At 40.7% G+C, this 17,868-nt stretch carries 19 protein-coding genes and 1 riboswitch; of the genes, 5 read left to right on the top strand and 14 right to left on the bottom strand.

Annotation, left to right across the window (positions count from 1 at the left end):
* Positions 1–211: 211 nt before the first annotated feature.
* The 6 genes from DG474_RS01420 to rplM form a co-directional block, all read right to left on the bottom strand.
* A complete protein-coding gene (locus DG474_RS01420) occupies positions 212–1,261 on the bottom strand; it encodes a DUF389 domain-containing protein (protein WP_000126416.1) in 1,050 nt (349 codons plus the stop codon).
* Complete coding sequence (locus DG474_RS01415; RefSeq protein ID WP_000825751.1) at positions 1,258–1,581, bottom strand: potassium channel family protein; 324 nt, start codon at positions 1,579–1,581, stop codon at positions 1,258–1,260. The genes DG474_RS01420 and DG474_RS01415 overlap by 4 nt, the downstream gene beginning before the upstream one ends.
* Positions 1,578–1,937, bottom strand: coding sequence for a hypothetical protein (locus tag DG474_RS01410; RefSeq protein ID WP_000397555.1), 360 nt, complete (start codon positions 1,935–1,937; stop codon positions 1,578–1,580). The genes DG474_RS01415 and DG474_RS01410 overlap by 4 nt, the downstream gene beginning before the upstream one ends.
* The gene (locus tag DG474_RS01405) at positions 1,862–2,164 is read right to left on the bottom strand and encodes a TMEM175 family protein (protein ID WP_006151097.1); all 303 of its coding nucleotides are present in this window, start codon (positions 2,162–2,164) and stop codon (positions 1,862–1,864) included. Before DG474_RS01405 ends, DG474_RS01410 begins: the two co-directional genes overlap by 76 nt.
* A 353-nt stretch (positions 2,165–2,517) precedes the next feature.
* Positions 2,518–2,910, bottom strand: a complete 393-nt coding sequence (gene rpsI, locus DG474_RS01400) for a 30S ribosomal protein S9 (RefSeq protein WP_000075973.1) — start codon at positions 2,908–2,910, stop codon at positions 2,518–2,520.
* Positions 2,911–2,928: 18 nt separating this feature from the next.
* Positions 2,929–3,375, bottom strand: a complete 447-nt coding sequence (rplM, locus tag DG474_RS01395; protein ID WP_001044624.1) for a 50S ribosomal protein L13 — start codon at positions 3,373–3,375, stop codon at positions 2,929–2,931.
* A gap of 395 nt (positions 3,376–3,770) precedes the next feature.
* Between rplM and DG474_RS01390 the strand changes: the two genes are divergently transcribed.
* The 3 genes from DG474_RS01390 to DG474_RS01380 are packed head-to-tail and all read left to right on the top strand — an operon-like array spanning position 3,771 to position 5,719.
* Complete coding sequence (locus tag DG474_RS01390; protein WP_000273868.1) at positions 3,771–4,097, top strand: PadR family transcriptional regulator; 327 nt, start codon at positions 3,771–3,773, stop codon at positions 4,095–4,097.
* The gene (locus DG474_RS01385; protein ID WP_255778455.1) at positions 4,084–4,683 is read left to right on the top strand and encodes a DUF1700 domain-containing protein; all 600 of its coding nucleotides are present in this window, start codon (positions 4,084–4,086) and stop codon (positions 4,681–4,683) included. The genes DG474_RS01390 and DG474_RS01385 overlap by 14 nt, the downstream gene beginning before the upstream one ends.
* Positions 4,676–5,719, top strand: coding sequence for a DUF4097 family beta strand repeat-containing protein (locus DG474_RS01380; RefSeq protein ID WP_255778454.1), 1,044 nt, complete (start codon positions 4,676–4,678; stop codon positions 5,717–5,719). The genes DG474_RS01385 and DG474_RS01380 overlap by 8 nt, the downstream gene beginning before the upstream one ends.
* Before the next feature lie 171 nt (positions 5,720–5,890).
* Here DG474_RS01380 and DG474_RS01375 read toward each other — a convergent pair whose 3' ends face one another.
* The 8 genes from DG474_RS01375 to DG474_RS01340 form a co-directional block, all read right to left on the bottom strand.
* Positions 5,891–7,090, bottom strand: coding sequence for an ABC transporter permease (locus DG474_RS01375; protein WP_255778453.1), 1,200 nt, complete (start codon positions 7,088–7,090; stop codon positions 5,891–5,893).
* Positions 7,087–7,980, bottom strand: coding sequence for an ABC transporter ATP-binding protein (locus tag DG474_RS01370; RefSeq protein ID WP_132972643.1), 894 nt, complete (start codon positions 7,978–7,980; stop codon positions 7,087–7,089). The genes DG474_RS01375 and DG474_RS01370 overlap by 4 nt, the downstream gene beginning before the upstream one ends.
* Before the next feature lie 249 nt (positions 7,981–8,229).
* Entirely contained in the window at positions 8,230–10,635 is a 2,406-nt protein-coding gene (gene pheT, locus DG474_RS01365; RefSeq protein WP_255778451.1) for a phenylalanine--tRNA ligase subunit beta, read from the bottom strand.
* 76 nt (positions 10,636–10,711) lie between these two features.
* Positions 10,712–11,221, bottom strand: a complete 510-nt coding sequence (locus tag DG474_RS01360) for a GNAT family N-acetyltransferase (RefSeq protein ID WP_255778450.1) — start codon at positions 11,219–11,221, stop codon at positions 10,712–10,714.
* Entirely contained in the window at positions 11,221–12,267 is a 1,047-nt protein-coding gene (gene pheS, locus DG474_RS01355; protein ID WP_255778449.1) for a phenylalanine--tRNA ligase subunit alpha, read from the bottom strand. The genes DG474_RS01360 and pheS overlap by 1 nt, the downstream gene beginning before the upstream one ends.
* A gap of 272 nt (positions 12,268–12,539) precedes the next feature.
* Entirely contained in the window at positions 12,540–13,190 is a 651-nt protein-coding gene (locus DG474_RS01350) for a phosphatase PAP2 family protein (protein WP_255778446.1), read from the bottom strand.
* Positions 13,180–13,743 (bottom strand): ECF transporter S component, encoded by a 564-nt coding sequence (locus DG474_RS01345; RefSeq protein ID WP_255778445.1) that lies wholly within the window; start codon positions 13,741–13,743, stop codon positions 13,180–13,182. Before DG474_RS01345 ends, DG474_RS01350 begins: the two co-directional genes overlap by 11 nt.
* A 153-nt stretch (positions 13,744–13,896) precedes the next feature.
* Positions 13,897–14,114, bottom strand: a riboswitch (FMN riboswitch).
* Between the two features lie 40 nt (positions 14,115–14,154).
* Positions 14,155–14,658, bottom strand: coding sequence for a tRNA (cytidine(34)-2'-O)-methyltransferase (locus DG474_RS01340; RefSeq protein WP_255778443.1), 504 nt, complete (start codon positions 14,656–14,658; stop codon positions 14,155–14,157).
* A 399-nt stretch (positions 14,659–15,057) separates the two neighbouring features.
* Here DG474_RS01340 and trkA point away from each other — a divergent pair, with 399 nt between their 5' ends.
* Together trkA and DG474_RS01330 are read left to right on the top strand one after the other, a co-directional pair.
* Positions 15,058–16,407, top strand: coding sequence for a Trk system potassium transporter TrkA (gene trkA / locus DG474_RS01335; protein ID WP_255778442.1), 1,350 nt, complete (start codon positions 15,058–15,060; stop codon positions 16,405–16,407).
* A gap of 3 nt (positions 16,408–16,410) precedes the next feature.
* A complete protein-coding gene (locus tag DG474_RS01330) occupies positions 16,411–17,850 on the top strand; it encodes a TrkH family potassium uptake protein (RefSeq protein ID WP_255778441.1) in 1,440 nt (479 codons plus the stop codon).
* Positions 17,851–17,868 lie beyond the last annotated feature (18 nt).

Genomic DNA, 17,868 nt, shown 5'->3' with positions numbered 1-17,868 from the left:
TGGTGTGGATTTTACCCCCAAAATTACAGAGAATGGAGCTGATAAACACTAAACGTTCACACCATTAGTTAAATGATTTTTTGTTCATCATTTTTCTTAGATGATAGAACTTCTAATTTATTTCTTATTCAAGCAAAAACAACCTGCTATAAGTAAGAAAGAGGAAGATACAAGAAAAACACGGCGTAAAAACCGATTCAGTTCATTGTCCTCAATCCTTGTCTGCTTCATTTTCTTTTACGAGATCGTTTTGTGAATCTTTTTCAGAGAGTTTTTGATCAATATACTTGTCAATGTTTTCATAAAATTCCTTGGTCGCTTCACTATCTAATGTTGGCGAGTTCTGAACTTGATTCACTTTCAATTGAACAGATTGAATACCGTAAGAGGCTTGTTTTTGGTGGAGTGTTTCTAATTCTTCTTCTGAAATCGGATCTCCAACAACCGTCAAGACCAATTCATTGTTACTTGACTTGTAGACTTGATTAATAACCGTATAATTGGCGAACTCTTTTCCTACAAACTGTTTGATCCCTTCTTTGCGCGCTTGTTCTATTGTCAGAGTAACTGCCGAATAGCTAGCTGGAAGAATCAACAATACAATCAAAGATATCAAGCCAATTCTCATTTTAATGCTCAGCTCTTTAAATGAAGTTAAAGGAGATTTTCTCATCAAAATTCTTGTTCCAACAATGTTGGCTAGCATGATAAAGACACAGTTGATCAAGAAAAGATAGAGAGCCCCCAATAAAAATCGTACATTCCCATTAGCTAAACCATAGCCAGCAGTACAGATAGGCGGCATCAGAGCTGTAGCAATGGCTACTCCTGGCACGATATTGTTTGCTTCTTTTTTCCTTGAACCGATCACACCAGCAATCCCACCAGCAATAGCAATGAGGACATCCCAAATGGTTGGAGAGGTTCGTGCAATCAACTCGCTACTTGCATAAGACAAGGGAGAAATCCAGAAATACAGAGTCGAGACAAGCAAACTGACCAACACTTGAGTCAATAAAACCTCTAGAGATTGCTTGATTAAACGCGTATCAAAAATAGCTAAACCGAATCCCAGTCCAACAATCGGTGTCATGAGAGGTGAAATCAACATGGCTCCTATAATGACAGCTGTTGAATTCATATTTAGTCCGATAGAGGCAATAAAAATTGCACACATCAAAATCGCTGTATCTCTCAATCGAACATGAAGGTCATCGTATAATTTCTCACGGTATTCCCGTGTTGAATAATTGGCAGTCATTTGTCCTCTCCTCTTTCCTTATTTAAATTGGTATAATAATTAAAAATAACAGCTGATAAACAGCCAAAAAATATGAGCCCATAAATCGTCAAGAAGACACTGGTAATCCTTCCAATCAAGGTCACAGCTAGGAGATCCCCGTAGCCGACAGTCGTCGAAGTCACAAAAGCATACCAAAGACCGTCTCCGTAATTTGTGATAGCAGGTTCAACTAGGAAAAGCACGCCTCCTGACCCAAAAACAAAGGTCACAAAACTCAGAGCAAACCGAGTAAAACCCGTAACCTGCATAATATGCCATAACATTTTTAAACGTTTCATTTGTTCTCCTTATTCATACTAGCTCCTGACCGAGCCGTTTTTTTCCAATAATCAAAGTGAAGATAGGACATGATCTCCATCAGAGAAAGATAGACAAACTGATAGATCTGATTTAAGCTGATTATCAACTGATATTGTTTGAAAAATGACTGGAAGAAAGACCAGATATGACTGTCTTGAATCAGTCCCTTCTTAATATCAGACAGGATATTAGCTAAAGCTCCCAAGGACTGAAACGGTAAATCCTTGACATTTATATAGATCCGGTCCACCACATCATTCAGACTGGTATCTTGGATGGCATGAAATTCTCCAAAGAGAACTCCTGCCGCTCCAAGAGTAGAAACAAATTCCACCAAATAATTTCTGAGGAAATTTTCTCAACCTTTTCCCATAATGTGTTTAGTGCCATCCATAACGATCCCAACCAGAAAAAGGAAAGAAAACAAGCAAAGAAATTTTGCCGTAAATCCCAAAAAGCTTCAAGACTTGGTGTTGTTGGTTTTTCTAACTCTAAAACCAAGATGGTCATAATAATTGCTAGAACAGCATCTGTCAATACAATTAATCTGTCTTTCTTCATCGGATTGCATCCCCTTTCTTTTTTGTAACATTCTATCTTATCGCATAATATTGGATATTCTTTCATAATCCGACTACAAACAAAAATAAACCAAAAAGTATGTCCCTATTATACTATATTTAACTCTAGAAGTATTCATCCATCTAATTAATAAATATATCATATTTCACAATAAGTGAATACTATCAAAGATTCATCCCCTTTCACTTCATCATGTAGTGTTGCTTAGATTTATCAAAAACAACCAAATTTGTATTAATTTCAAGTATCACCTAGTTACAAAAATTTGGGGTGAACAGAAAAAGCATCCCGTATTTTTGATACGAAATACTTTCAATAAGTTTAAATAAGTTTTAACGTTTACTAAATTGTGATGCTTTACGAGCTTTTTTCAAGCCTGGTTTCTTACGCTCAACTTTACGTGAGTCACGTGTAAGAAGTCCTGCGCGTTTCAATGAATCACGGAAGTCTGGGTCTACTTGAAGAAGGGCACGAGCGATACCATGACGGATAGCTCCTGATTGACCAGCGTATCCACCACCTACAACGTTAACGAAAACGTCGTATGAACCTACAGTTGAAGTAACTGCGAATGGTTGGTTGATAACAAGACGAAGGTCAGCGTGTGGGATGTACTCTTCAACATCTTTTTTGTTAACAGTGATTTTACCAGTTCCTGGAACAAGGCGAACGCGTGCAACAGCGTTTTTACGACGTCCAGTACCTGCATATTGTGCTTGTGACATACTTTATTGTTCCTTTCCTTAGATAAGTCCTGAAATATCAAGAACTTCTGGTTGTTGTGCAGCGTGAGTGTGCTCAGCTCCAACGAATACTTTCAATTTCATACCTTGAGCGCGGCCAAGAGTATTGTGTGGAAGCATACCTTTAACTGATTTTTCGATCAAACGTACTGCATTTTTAGAACGAAGTTCACCAGCAGAGATTTGTTTCAATCCACCTGGGTGGTTTGAGTGAGTGTAGTAGATCTTATCAGTTGCTTTTTTACCAGTCAATTTAACTTTTTCAGCATTGATAACGATTACGAAGTCACCTGTATCAGTGTGTGGTGTGAATGTTGGTTTGTTTTTTCCGCGAAGTACGCTAGCAACAACTGCTGAAAGGCGTCCAAGAGGTACATCAGTTGCGTCAACAACGTACCATTTGCGTTCTACTTGGCCTGGTTTAGCCATGAATGTAGTTTTGTTCATGATTTCTCCTATATGAATATCGTTTTTGTTTACTGGGCGGATGTTCCGGTCCGCGGGGTATTTGAAAGGTTCCGGGGCCTTACAAATGGGGTAAACAATACCGTCTACTATCATACCAAATTTTACTATTAAAAGTCAATAGATATGAAAATATTTTTCCCTTTTATCATCAAAGAAGCTTTCATATTAATCATTCTCAATAAGCTTTCTTTCCCATTCTTAATCGATGTACTACTTCTTATTTTATAGTAGATATGTTTTTGCGTAATATCATTACAAACTATTTTGTTGAATTATATATTTTTTTTATATATCATACTTGACAATTATTCTAAAAGAAGGTAAGCTATATATAAATTAATTATATATATTTTTTTTACATAAGGAGGTGGTTCATGTATTTCCCTACATCCTCAGCTTTAATAAAATTTCTCATCCTTGCCATTCTTGAAAAAGATGATTCCTACGGTTATGAGATTAGTCAGACCATTAAGCTAATTGCTAACATCAAAGAGTCTATTCTTTATCCCATACTAAAAAAGCTGGAACAAAATGATTATCTCGCAACTTATTCGAAGGAAAAACAGGGGCGTAAACGAAAATACTATACACTTACTTCTTACGGATATGAATACCTACTTACTCTGAAAGAAGAGTGGAAACTTTATACTACAACAATCAACGGCATCGTAGAAGGGAGCATTCGACATGACAAAAACTGAATATCTAGCTGAGCTAGAAAAGTATCTAAAAAAACTACCACGTAAGGACTACGAAGAAACTATAGAACATTTCACTGAGTATTTTGACGAAGTAGGACCTGAAGGTGAAGTAGCCGCTATTGCTGATTTAGGAAGCCCTAAGGAAGCGGCCCACGAGATTATGTTGAATCTTTTGGACAAAAAAGTCGAGGAAGATAATCAAGACAGCAGTTCATCAAAAAACACTAAGAACATCGTCCAGATTGCTATCCTATCCATTTTGGCAGCACCCTTGGCTATTCCACTCTTTATAGTAGCAGCACTTTTGACTTTTGTTTTCTTCCTCTTAGTCTTTATCTTTGCTCTCGTCATGGCTATAGGTACCTTTGCATTCTTTATTTTTGGAATCAGCCTGATCTGGGACACTTTGACAGTGGGACTGACGACATCGATCCCGGCCTTCCTGTTCACTCTGGGGCTCAGTGTTCTAGCTCTGGGACTGTCTGGCATCTTCTACGCAGGCATTTCTCCTGTTACTCAGTTTGGCAAGGCTGGCTTTGTCAAACTAGCTCAACTTTTCGCAAAGAAAGGAGCACGTCATGGCTAATATGAACTCGAAGAAAAAATTTTTATCTATAGCTATCTTAGCTTGTATCTTAGGCGTTGCTTTGACGGCCATCGGATCTGCAACAGGTGGATTCAATGATTTAATCAACTCTACTAAAAATAAATTAAAGGCAACAAAAACCGAAGAAAGTTTCTCTGAAATTTCTTCTTTAACTGTAAATCTAGCAATGAGAAACCTCGTTGTCGATGAATCCTCTGATGATAATGTCCATTTAAGCTATTACCAACACGACCACAACTATCAGATTAACAATGATACGTTTGGAAAACTCACGGTAAACTCTGAAAATGGAAAATTAAATCTCAGGGAAGAGAATTCAGGGGGCTTTCGTATAAGCTCTGGAATCCAATCTCTCCTCAATTTATTTAGTAACGAGTATCAGGAAAAAAACGTTGTTTACCTCACTCTACCAAAGGGAACCAAGCTTGAGACGTTTAGTAGTAGCTCCTCGCTCGGAGATATTACACTATCTAATTTATCAGCAAATAACACTGAAATTACTTTATCCAAGGGAAATCTAACAATCAACAATAGTCAATTCTTGTCTAGCAAAATCCGTAACGCTCTTGGAGATATTACTCTAAACAATAGTCAAATTAGCTCTGGAGAAATCAAAGATTCTTCGGGTAATATCGGACTAAATAATAGTCATTTTGGAACTGGTGAAATCACTGCTGCTCTGGGCGATATCAATCTAAATTCAAGTAAAATTTCCGACACTAGTTTAAAAATATCTAGTGGCTCAATAAGTTCCAAGCAATTAGACTTAGTTGGAAACATCTCCATCACTAATCAGCTAGGAGATATCAACCTACAACTGGTTCCCAATAGTTTGAATAAACTATCCTTCGATCTAAAAACAACTCTTGGTGATATTGATATCCCTAACGGCATCAATGTAGAATACACTAAAGACAGCAAGCATACTGGTAGTACTCTCGTTCACAAAATTGAAAATCCTACTGCCACTCTCACTATTACTGCAAAAAGTGGAAATATTAAGCTAAACGAATAAATCATTTTTTGCATGTATAGGTGAAAAAGGATCTATGCCTTTTTCCCTAGTACTATGTATTTTTAGTTATTGTTTCTAAAGAAAGTATTAGGATAAAAACACTTAAAAAGGATAAGATTTCACTTGAATCTTATCCTTTTGTTATTTTATATTTTCTTTTAATCCGCAAACCTATTTATAAGCCAAGGCACGTTTGAAGCTTTTCCATAGACCTAAGTCATCTGTCTGAAGGACTAGGCTGGCATACATACGCCCGATAAAGGCTGTTGCAGTGACTGCAAAAACAACCGTTATAGCAAGGGAAATCCAAGCTTCTAGACCACTTGCATACCCATTTATAGCTCTAAATGGCATAAAGAAGGTCGAGATGAAAGGAATATAGGAACCAATTTTCAGAACTAAATTGTCCCCAGCAGCACCTAGAGAAGTCACACCGACAAATCCTGCTATAATCAAGATCATCAAAGGCGACAAGGCCTTACCGGCATCTTCAGGACGAGAAACCATAGATCCTAAGAAGGCTGCTAAAACAACGTACATAAAGAGGCTAACCAAGACAAACAATAAGGTGTTGAGCGAGAAAGCCTCTCCTATATGATTTAAAATACCAGATTGTGCCAAGATAGGTAGGTCTTTAAAGAGAAGAATGGCAGCAAGTCCACCCACGACGTAAATGCCAATATGGGTCAAAATCACAAGAAGCAGAGCCAGCATGCGAGCGTAGAAATAATGACTAGCTCGGATACTAGAGAAGACCACCTCCATGATTTTGGTTCCTTTCTCACTAGCTACTTCCTGAGCAGTGACACTAGCATAGGTAATCAAAATCATATAAAGGAAGAAACCAAGCCCTGCGGCCGCAATGGTCTGAACAATTTTTTTGTTTTCCTTAGATTCATCAATCTTCTCAGTAAAGTCAACGGTTTGACTCAGGCGTTTTTCCTGTTCTTGAGACAAATTAGCCGCCGAGCGATTGAGTTGGTATTGCAGTTCGTTGAGCTTATTGGTTACTGCTAGCTTGATACCTGTTTCAAGAGAAGTTTCACCATGGTAAACAGCTTTGATGACACTATCCTCTTGATCAATAGTTAGGTAACCCTTGATTTTTTCATCCTTGATAGCAGCTTGGGCACTGGCTTCATCCTTATAATCAAAGTTGATACCATTGGTACCCTTGAGCCCTTCTTCCACAGATGGTACAGTTGTCACTACTGCTATCTTGCTATTCTTGGCCATAGAAGACCCTTGGAGAAAGCCGATTCCTACAGATAAGGCTAAAAAGAGGAACGGCGAAATCACCATAAAGAAGAAACTCCACGACTTAACATGTCGAAGATAGGTTTCCTTCATTACAACCCACATATTTCTCATACTTCCACCCCTGATTCTAGTTTAAAGATTTCATCGATTGTTGGAGCTTGCTGGTCAAAGGTCGCGATGTATTGACCTTGAGTGAGGATTGGGAAGAGTTCTCTTCCAGCGCTCTCATCATCTAGGATCAATTTCCAACTGCCTTGCTTGGTCAAGCTCACCTGTTTGACATGAGGAAGACTTTCCAATTCTTCCTTACTTCGTTCACTTGAAACAAAGAGACGCGTTTTCCCGTATTGATTGCGAACTTCTTGGACCGGTCCATGCAAGACTACACGCCCATCTCGAATCATCAGAATATCATCGCAAAGCTCCTCGACATTGGTCATGACATGGTCTGAAAAGATAATGGTCGCACCACGCTCTTTCTCTTTCAAGATGACCTGCTTGAGCAACTCAGTATTGACTGGATCCAGTCCACTAAAAGGCTCATCCAGGATAATCAAGTCTGGTTCATGAATCAGGGTGATAATCAACTGAATTTTCTGTTGATTCCCTTTGGAAAGACTCTTGATTTTGTCGGTCAATTTACCCTTCACTTCGAGTTTTTCCATCCATTGAGGGAGTTTCTCCTTGACCTCCTTGGCATCCATGCCCTTTAGAGTCGCCAAGTAGCGAACTTGTTCAAGGACTGTCAGCTTGGGCATGAGGCTGCGTTCCTCAGGCAGATAGCCAATCCGAGCATAGGTTTCCTGACGAATCTCCTGCCCATCCAGACTGATCTCTCCTTGATACTCTAAAAATTTCAACATACTGTGGAAAATCGTTGTTTTCCCAGCACCATTCTTCCCGACCAAGCCCAGAATCCTTCCTGGACTTGCCTGAAAATCGACACCAAACAAGACTTGCTTGGGACCGAAACTTTTCTCTAGATTTCTTACTTCTAACATTTTCCACCTCCGAGATATGTTGCACTTATTATACTCCTTTTTGATAGCCTTTACAACGATTTATGTCTATTTTATCGGATTATAAGTAGCAAAAGTATTCTATCTTTAATAAATTTTAAGTGCTTCAGTGATATCTTTAGTATAACTCATTAAAAACTTTCTGAGATGGCTTCCTCCTCAACTATCGCTTTTCTCTTCTGAACTGTCCTTTTGAAACTAAAAATCCACCCCGAAGGATGGATTGATGAGTTAACGTACTTCCGCATTCACTTTTTCTTCGAGTGATGCTTGGATTTTTTCCATATAGCGTGCGACTTCTTCGTCCGTCAAGCTATCTTCTGGATTTTGGAAGGTTAGGCTATAGGCCATTGACTTCATACCAAGTCCCAGTTTTTCACCTGAGAAGACGTCGAAGAGTTTGATATCTGTCAAACGTTTCACACCTGCAGCTTGAATTGCGTCTACAACTTCTTGATGGCTAATTTCTGCCTTGAGAAGAAGGGCAATATCACGGCTAACTGCTGGGAATTTGGTGATTTCCACAAATGGAGCAGCCGGTTGGAGGGCAGCTTCGATGGCTGAAAGGTTGAGTTCCGCTACATACGTTTCTGGAATATCATAAGCCTTGGCAGTGATCGGATGCACTTGGCCAAGGAAACCAAGAACTTGGTCACCGAGTGAAATCACGGCCGTACGTCCTGGGTGGAGGCTTGCAATCTCAGCTGTTGCTGTATAAGTCACTTCTAGTCCCAAGCGAATAAAGAGCGCTTCAAGGATTCCCTTAGCATAGAAGAAATCAACTGGAACTGCTGCCGTTTGGAAATCTTTTTCTGCAACCAAACCAGTTAAGGCAAAGGCAAAGCTATTGATCTCATTTGGTAGATCTTCTTTTGGATTGCCTGTTTGTTCAAAGACTTTTCCAATCTCGTAAAGAGCCAAGTTTTTGTTCTTACGAGCCACGTTATAGGCTACCGTATCAAGGATACCAGAAATCATATTTTGACGAAGGACAGAACGGTCCACAGTCATTGGCCACATGAGTTCTGTAAGGCTACTTGGTTGAGCTGTAAACTCAACTGCTTTTTCAGGAGTTGTCAGAGCGTAGGTGATGATTTCTATCAAACCAGCTCCTTCAGCAATAGTACGGACTTGGCGACGCAATTTTTGTGTTGCAGTCAATTCACCTGCTGTACCATCATCTTTTGGAAGACTGGTTGGCAAACGGTCATATCCATAGATACGAGCGATTTCTTCAAAGAGGTCTGCTTCGATAGTGATATCCCAACGGCGACGGGGTACGCTGACTGTAAAGGCTTCTGCATTGCCAGAAAGGCCAAAGCCAAGACGACGGAAGACATCTTCTACATCAGCATAGGAAAGTTCTGTTCCAAGGACACGGTTGACATCGGCAAGAGTCGAAGATACTTCCACATCTGAAGTATCAAGCTCACCCGCTGAAACGATGCCCTTACGCACCGTCGCACCTGCAAGTTCTGCAATCATACTAGCTGCAGCATCAAGGGCTTCATTAACAGTTGCTACATTGATACCTTTTTCAAAACGAGAAGATGACTCAGAACGAAGATTCAAGCGACCGCTAGTCTTACGGATGGATTTGCCATTGAAGACTGCAGCTTCAAGGACAACGCGACTAGAATTCTCAGAGATTTCTGTAACTTGTCCGCCCATGACACCTGCAAGAGCTACTGGTTTGTCAGCGACAGTAATCACTAAATCATTTGTTTCCAAGTAACGTTCTTCACCGTCCAAGGTCACCAACTTTTCACCAGCACGCGCTTCACGCACACGGATGTCAGTCCCTTCAAAGGTATCCAAGTCAAAAGCATGCATAGGTTGACCAAAGTAAAGCAAGATATAGTTGGTCACGTCCACTACGTTGTTGATAGGACGGATACCTTCATTCATGAGGAGGTTTTGCAACCACTGTGGACTTGGTGCGATGGTCACATTGTCCAAGATACGGGCCGCATAGTATGGCGCCTTATCTGTTTCAATCCCTACAGAAAGGGTATCTGCTGCTACTTCGTTTGTTTCTGTTAGAGTAAATTCTTTAAAGTTAACTGCCTTGTCATAGATGGCTGCCACTTCGTGCGCCACCCCACGCATAGAAAGGGCATCCGCACGGTTTGGTGTGATGGAAAGTTCGATAATTTCATCATCCAAGTCTAGGTAAGAAAAGACTTCGTCCCCAGGAACAGCATCTTCTGGCAAGATTTGGATACCATCTGCGAATTCCTTTGGCACAACTGAGTCAGAAATACCTAATTCACCAAGTGAACAAATCATTCCGAGAGACTCTAAACCACGGATTTTCCCTTTTTTGATCTTGTAATTGTCCGCGATACGAGCTCCCGGAAGTGCCACCATGACCTTGATACCAGCACGCACATTTGGAGCACCACAAACGATTTGACGGGCTTCTTCTTCACCCACATTAACCTGACAGACATGCAAGTGAGTTTCTGGCACATCTTCACAAGACAAGACCTCACCGACGACAATTTTTGAGAGACCAGCAGCCGGTGATTCGACACCTTCGACCTCAATACCTGTAGTTGACATTTTCTCAGCCAACTCTTGTGATGGCACATCAATGTCCACCAATTCTTTTAACCATTTATAAGATACAAGCATAATTTAGTTCTCCAGAATGACAGTTGTCACTCTAGTTTTTTCCTTTCCTATCATTTCATATAGAAGAATCCTCTTCTTACCTTAATTTCTTTTTCAGTAACCAATCCGTATCTACTTTTTGACCAACCATAAAATGATGTTGGCTAAATTTTTCAAAACCATATCGATTATAAAATGCTTGAGCTTTTGTATTATGTTCCCAAACACCTAGCCAAGCCCAGGAAAAACCATTTTTTTCGGCAAGTTCCAGAGCGAATTCAAACAGTTGCTTACCAAGTCCAAATCCTTGGAATTTTTGTAGCACATAGAGGCGTTGAATCTCAAAAGCGTTCTCTAATTCTCTCTCAGTTTGAGCATTTCCCCAGTTGACTTTGAGAAAACCAGCTATCTCCTCTTCATGCATAATGAAATAGGTTTCGGAGTCAGGATTTTCCAACTCAGTTGACAAAACTCTCAGACTATAAGCCTCTTCAAAGTATTCCTGTAACTGCTCTTCCGTATTATCATGAGCAAATGTTTCACGAAAGGTTTGTTTGGCAATTTTGGACAACACCCCAATATCTGCCTTTTCTACTTTTCTAATCATTATTTAAACTGTTCTGAGAAGCGGACATCTCCTTGGTAGAATCCACGGATATCGTTGATTCCGTAACGGAGCATGGCTACACGCTCTTGTCCAAGACCAAAGGCAAATCCAGAGTATACAGCCGCATCGATTCCACTCATTTCAAGGACACGTGGGTGAACCATACCGGCCCCCATAATCTCAATCCAACCTGTTTTCTTACATACATTACAGCCTTCTCCACCACACTTAAAGCAGGAAACATCCACCTCAACAGATGGCTCTGTGAATGGGAAATAAGATGGGCGCAAACGAATTTGACGCTCTTCACCAAACATCTTTTGGACAATCAACTGAAGGGTTCCTTGAAGATCTGCCATGGAGATGTTTTTCCCAACAACCAATCCTTCGATTTGGTGGAACTGGTGACTGTGGGTCGCATCGTCCGTATCACGACGGAACACACGCCCTGGTGAGATCATTTTCAAAGGACCTTTTGAAAAATCATGAGCATCCATAGCACGCGCCTGAACCGGAGACGTGTGAGTACGAAGCAAGATTTCTTCTGTAATGTAGAAAGTATCCTGCATATCGCGGGCTGGGTGATCTTTCGGAAGGTTCATACGTTCAAAGTTATAGTAGTCTTGCTCCACTTCAAAACCATCCACGACTTGGTAACCCATCCCGATGAAGATATCTTCGATTTCTTCACTAGTTTGAGTGAGAACGTGACGGTGACCTGTCGCAACTGGGCGACCTGGAAGCGTAACATCAATGCTCTCACTTGCTAGTTGAGCTTCCACTTTCTTTTCTTCCAAGAGCTTAGCTGTTTCTTCAAAGGCAGCAGTTAAGACATCGCGCGCTTCATTGACGTGTTTCCCGATGATTGGGCGCATCTCAGCCGAGACATCCTTCATCCCTTTAAGAATCTCCGTAAGCGAACCCTTTTTACCAAGGACAGAGACACGTAAGTCTTGCATCTCTTTTTCATTTTCAGCAGTAATCTGCTTCAAGCTAGCCAGCGTTTCCTCACGAAGCGCTTTTAATTGTTCTTCAATAGTTGACATAATTCCTCCATCAGTCTCTCGTAGATAAAAAGAAAACCACATGTCAAAAACTCCACTCGGAGCGTTGACACGCGGTACCATCCGTTTTCATCTGACAAGTCAGACCTTCATTTCTAAATCCATGCGCAAGTGAATTCACTCAGCTTTCATATAGAGAGCTTGCAGTCACGGCTCTCCTCCCTGATATACTTCCCTTGAGTTACTAGTCTTGCGGATTCCTATTCAATTACTACTTAGTTTATCAGATTTTTACCATTCTTGCAAGACCTATCTCACTTCTGCTTGCCTTTAAATCGCCATTGGAAGCGAAGCTTGTCATAGAAAGGAAATTCGATAAACAAGACTCCCAAACCCACACAGAAACTGGCAAGAACATCTGATGGGTAGTGAACTCCCAGATAGACCCGAGATAGCAACACACTGACGAGGTAGAAGCCAAGGATGATTTGCACAATTTTTCTCCAGACTGGATCTTTAATCCGTTGACTGAGAATGACAATCAAAGTCCCTACCATCAGCGTCACTGCCAGAGAATGGCCACTTGGGAAGGAAAATCCCTTCTCCTCAACTAAATGTAAGATAGCTGGTCGTGGGCGCTGGTAAATATTTTTAAAGGTCACGATTAAAAGACCAGCTAAGGCTAGATTGCCCGCCATGAAGTAGCTTTCTATCTTCCACTGCTTACGATAAAAGATAACAGCTGCGATGGCAACCCAGGTGATAATCACTGGGATATCAATCAAATGTGTAAGGGCACGGAACAGAACTGTCAAATAATCTGGCAAGTCCCCACGAAGGGCAGTCTGAATCGGTTGATCAAAACCGACCAGTGTCTCAGGATAGAACTTAACCATATAGCCAAGAAGGACGAAAAGTAAAAGGGCAAAACTGCCCTTCATTAAAAATGTTTGTTTATCTCTCATAATGTTTTAAGGTTGGTTTCAAGAGGACGTATAACAACCAGAATGAAACGGCAAAGATGATACCTTCAATCAGGTTAAAAGGTAAAACCATAGTCATCAAGTAGTTAGAAAGTCCTATAATTTCTCTAATATCAAAGTTGGCAAACTGCGCGTACAAAGGAACCGCATAGACATAGTTGAGAACCAACATTGCCACAGTCAAACCAATAGTCCCAGCTAGAGAGCCTAGTAGGAAACGAAGGGGTGTTCGTTCCTTTTTCCAAATCATAGCAAATACGATAACAAAAACTCCCAGAGCTACGATATTCATTGGCAAGCCAATGTAAGTGTTCACTCCTTGGCTATTCAGAAGCAACTTCAAGAGTGAGCGCATCAAGAGAATTCCTAGAGCAGCTGGCAAATCCATCACCACCAAGCCTACAAGGACTGGCAAGATACTAAACTCGATCTTGAGGAAGGTTGCCGCTGGTAAGAGCGGAAAGTCAAAGTACATCAGCACAAATGAAATGGCTGATAAAATTGCAATGGTCGAAATTCGACGTGTGTTTGTCATAACAGGTTCCTCCAATTTTCTATAAAATCAGAAGAAGTTGGAAAGGATCCCTCTATCTATTCTCACTTTTTATATCCCAAAAGTTCCCTCTCACTCTTTTGAGCAAGCGGTTGCAATTCATCTATAAACCAATAAGAACAGACAAAGCCATTCTCTCGTCTTCTCCCATCCAGACTATACTGTCGGTTGTGGAATCTCACCACATCAGCTTGCGCTCGCGGACTTCTTTAACTAAGATATTTTGGATTAATCTAGGCGTCGCAGTCGAAGATAATACTTGAGTATATCGAGACAAGACAACGAAGAGTAAGCCAAAATAGCTAGTTAAAGTCACCGCCGGTCGGGAATCTCACCCAGCCCTGAAGACCCTTTAATCATAACAAAAAACGCTTGCAAGTGCAAGCATTTTGATTATTTCAATTTATCTGCTTCATAGGTGTGAACAAGCTCAAGACCTGCAAAGTTCTGCTGGCGGAGGGCTTCATAAACAATCATGCAGACGGTATTCGAAACATTGAGACTGCGGACATGTTCATCGTTCATAGGAATACGGAGAGCCTTCTCAGGATGTTCACGCATAAAATCCTCTGGTAAACCCTTGTCTTCACGTCCGAAGAGAAAATACTGATCTTCACCACTTGCCAAATTCGCCTCAGAATAGACCTTTTCTGCAAATTTAGAAATCAGATAGACTTGTCCTTTCCTCTGAGACATAAAGTCTGCCAAGTTATCATAAAAATGAATCTCTAACTTATCCCAATAATCCAAACCTGCTCGCTTCATCTTGCGATCATCAATGGGAAAGCCCATTGGTTTAATGATGTGGAGGGGAGAATTGGTCGCAGCGCAAGTACGCGCAATGTTACCTGTATTTTGTGGAATCTGAGGCTCGAATAATACAATGTGATTTGTCATTACGGGTTTCCTTTTATCATTGCAAAAAAATAGCCACACTGCCCGGAGTCAAGCTCAGCAAACAGCGTGGTTAAGGCGTCGTTAACTTACCTCACAACAGGTTTGAAGTAAATCAGCGAAACTACTTCCTTAGTATAACACTTTCAGAATCATTGTCAATAGAAACGACTTGATTTTTTTACTTTTTTTGATAATATTTTCATGTTTGGTCATTCCTTTCTGAAAAGGTATGGTAAAAGAGCCAAATTACTTCAAATCAGAGACATTGTTATAGAAGTTAAGCAAATGTATCTTCAAAACTTGAAAAAAGCCTTTCTTCCCCTAAAAATCGCCTTAGCAAGTGCATTTTTTGCTAAAAAAGGGTATGATAGTTACATCATGAAAAAGTAGGTTTTTTATATGAAAATTGTCCTTGTTGGTGGAGGGAAAGTTGGTTTCGCCCTCTGTCGTTCACTGGTTGCAGAAAACCATGACGTTGTCCTCATCGAACAAGATGAGGCTGTCCTCAATCACATTGTCAGTCGCTATGATATCATAGGTCTCCTTGGAAATGGTGCTGACTTTGCCATCTTAGAGCAAGCCGGTGTCCAAGAGTGCGATATCTTTATCGCCCTAACCGAACACGATGAAGTGAATATGATTTCAGCGGTACTTGCTAAAAAAATGGGCGCTAAAGAAACCATCGTTCGGGTGCGAAATCCTGAATACTCTAATGCCTATTTTAAAGAGAAAAATATTCTTGGATTTTCACTTATTGTTAATCCAGAGCTCCTGGCAGCGCGTGCGATCTCAAATATTATTGATTTCCCTAATGCCCTCTCTGTCGAACGATTTGCTGGAGGTCGAGTCAGTCTCATGGAATTTGTTGTCAAGGACTCTAGCGGTCTTTGTCAAATGCCAATCTCAGACTTTCGTAAAAAATTTGGTAACATCATTGTCTGTGCTATGGAGAGGGATCATCAACTTATGATTCCAAGCGGTGATGTTATTATCCAAGACAAGGATAGGATTTTTGTTACGGGAAATCGTGTAGATATGATGCTTTTCCATAACTATTTTAAATCTCGTGCAGTGAAAAGCTTACTTATCGTTGGAGCTGGAAAGATCGCTTATTATCTGCTTGGCATTTTAAAAGACAGTCGTATTGATACCAAGGTCATCGAGATTAATCCTGAAAGAGCTCGTTTCTTCAGTGAAAAGTTCCCCAATCTCTATATTGTCCAAGGAGATGGAACTGCAAAAGACATTTTGCTGGAAGAAAGTGCTCCCCACTATGATGCAGTCGCAACCTTGACTGGAGTTGATGAGGAAAATATCATCACCTCTATGTTCCTTGACCGTGTTGGCGTCCATAAGAATATCACCAAGGTCAACCGAACAAGCCTTCTAGAGATTATCCACGCACCTGATTTTTCAAGTATCATCACACCAAAAAGCATCGCAGTAGATACCATTATGCACTTTATCCGTGGTCGAGTAAACGCTCAGTACTCAGACCTTCAAGCCATGCACCATCTAGCAAACGGTCAAATTGAAACTCTCCAATTCCAAATCAAGGAAGCTAATAAAATGACTGCCAAACCTCTTTCACATCTGAAATTGAAGAAAGGGGTTCTCATCGCAGCCATTATCCGAAAAGGAAAAACAATCTTCCCTACCGGAGAGGATATGCTTGAGGTAGGAGACAAGTTGCTCGTGACGACCTTATTGCCAAACATCACCAAAATTTATGATTTGATTGAGAGGTAAAAAATGAATAAGAGTATGATTCGTTACCTCCTCTCAAAACTTCTCTTGATTGAGGCTATTCTTCTCCTAGTACCTGTTAGTGTAGCAATCTATTACCAAGAATCCAGTCAAGTATTTATCGCTCTCTTTTCTACGATTGGAATTTTAGTCCTTCTTGGTGGTCTAGGCGTTTTACGGAAACCGAAAAATCAACGGATTTATGCCAAGGAAGGAGTCTTAATTGTTGCCCTCTGTTGGATTCTATGGTCTTTCTTTGGTGGCCTCCCCTTTGTCTTTTCAGGACAAATCCCCAGCATCATTGATGCCTTCTTTGAAATCAGTTCTGGATTTACGACGACTGGTGCTACTATCCTAACAGATGTTTCCGTTCTCACTCGTTCCCTCCTCTTCTGGAGAAGTTTCACCCACTTGATCGGAGGGATGGGGGTACTCGTCTTTGCACTTGCCATTATGGACAATGCCAAGAATAGCCACTTGGAAGTGATGAAGGCTGAGGTCCCTGGACCTGTCTTTGGCAAGGTCGTATCCAAGCTAAAAAACACTGCCCAGATTCTCTATCTGCTTTATCTGGCTCTCTTCTCCCTTTTTGTGGTTATCTACTACCTAGCAGGCATGCCTCTCTATGATAGTTTTGTCATCGCTATGGGAACGGCAGGAACTGGGGGATTTACCGTCTATAACGACGGAATTGCCCACTATGGTAGCTCACTCATCACCTATCTAGTTAGTATCGGAGTTCTGGTTTTTGGAGTTAACTTCAATCTCTACTACTACCTCATGCTCCGTCGGGTTAAGGCTTTCTTTGGAGATGAAGAACTACGAGCATATATCATCATTGTTCTAGTTTCTACCGGCTTGATTACGCTTAATACGCTCCACCTCTATCAAGGTGTCTCTAAGAGTGTTGAAATGGCCTTCTTCCAGGTTTCCAATATCATCACGACAACAGGTTTTGGTTACGGAGATATTACCAACTGGCCCCTCTTCTCCCAATTTATCCTCCTCTTCCTCATGGGAATCGGTGGATCAGCTGGCTCAACTGCAGGTGGTCTTAAGGTGATCAGAGGACTTATCCTCTCTAAAATCGCAAAAAATCAGATTTTGTCCACTTTATCCCCTCACCGTGTTTTGACTCTACACGTCAATAAAACTGTGATTGATAAGGATACCCAGCACAAAATTCTTAAATATTTTACTATCTATATGATGATTATTCTCTCTCTCATCTTTATCGTCAGTCTTGATAGCAATGATTTTCTAGTCGTAACCAGTGCTGTCTTCAGCTGTTTTAACAATATCGGACCTATTCTAGGTACAACCTCGAGTTTTTCCATCTTTAGTCCCATCTCTAAAATCCTCCTCTCCTTTGCAATGATTGCAGGTCGCTTAGAGATTTACCCAATTTTGCTACTCTTTATGAAACGCACTTGGTCTAAACGCTAATGATAATACAATTCCCCT

The sequence above is a fragment of the Streptococcus oralis genome, from assembly GCF_024399415.1.
Classification (GTDB): Bacteria; Bacillota; Bacilli; order Lactobacillales; family Streptococcaceae; genus Streptococcus; species Streptococcus oralis_CS.
Note: the sequence above shows the minus strand (reverse complement) of the source record. Positions and strands in the feature narration are given on the sequence as shown.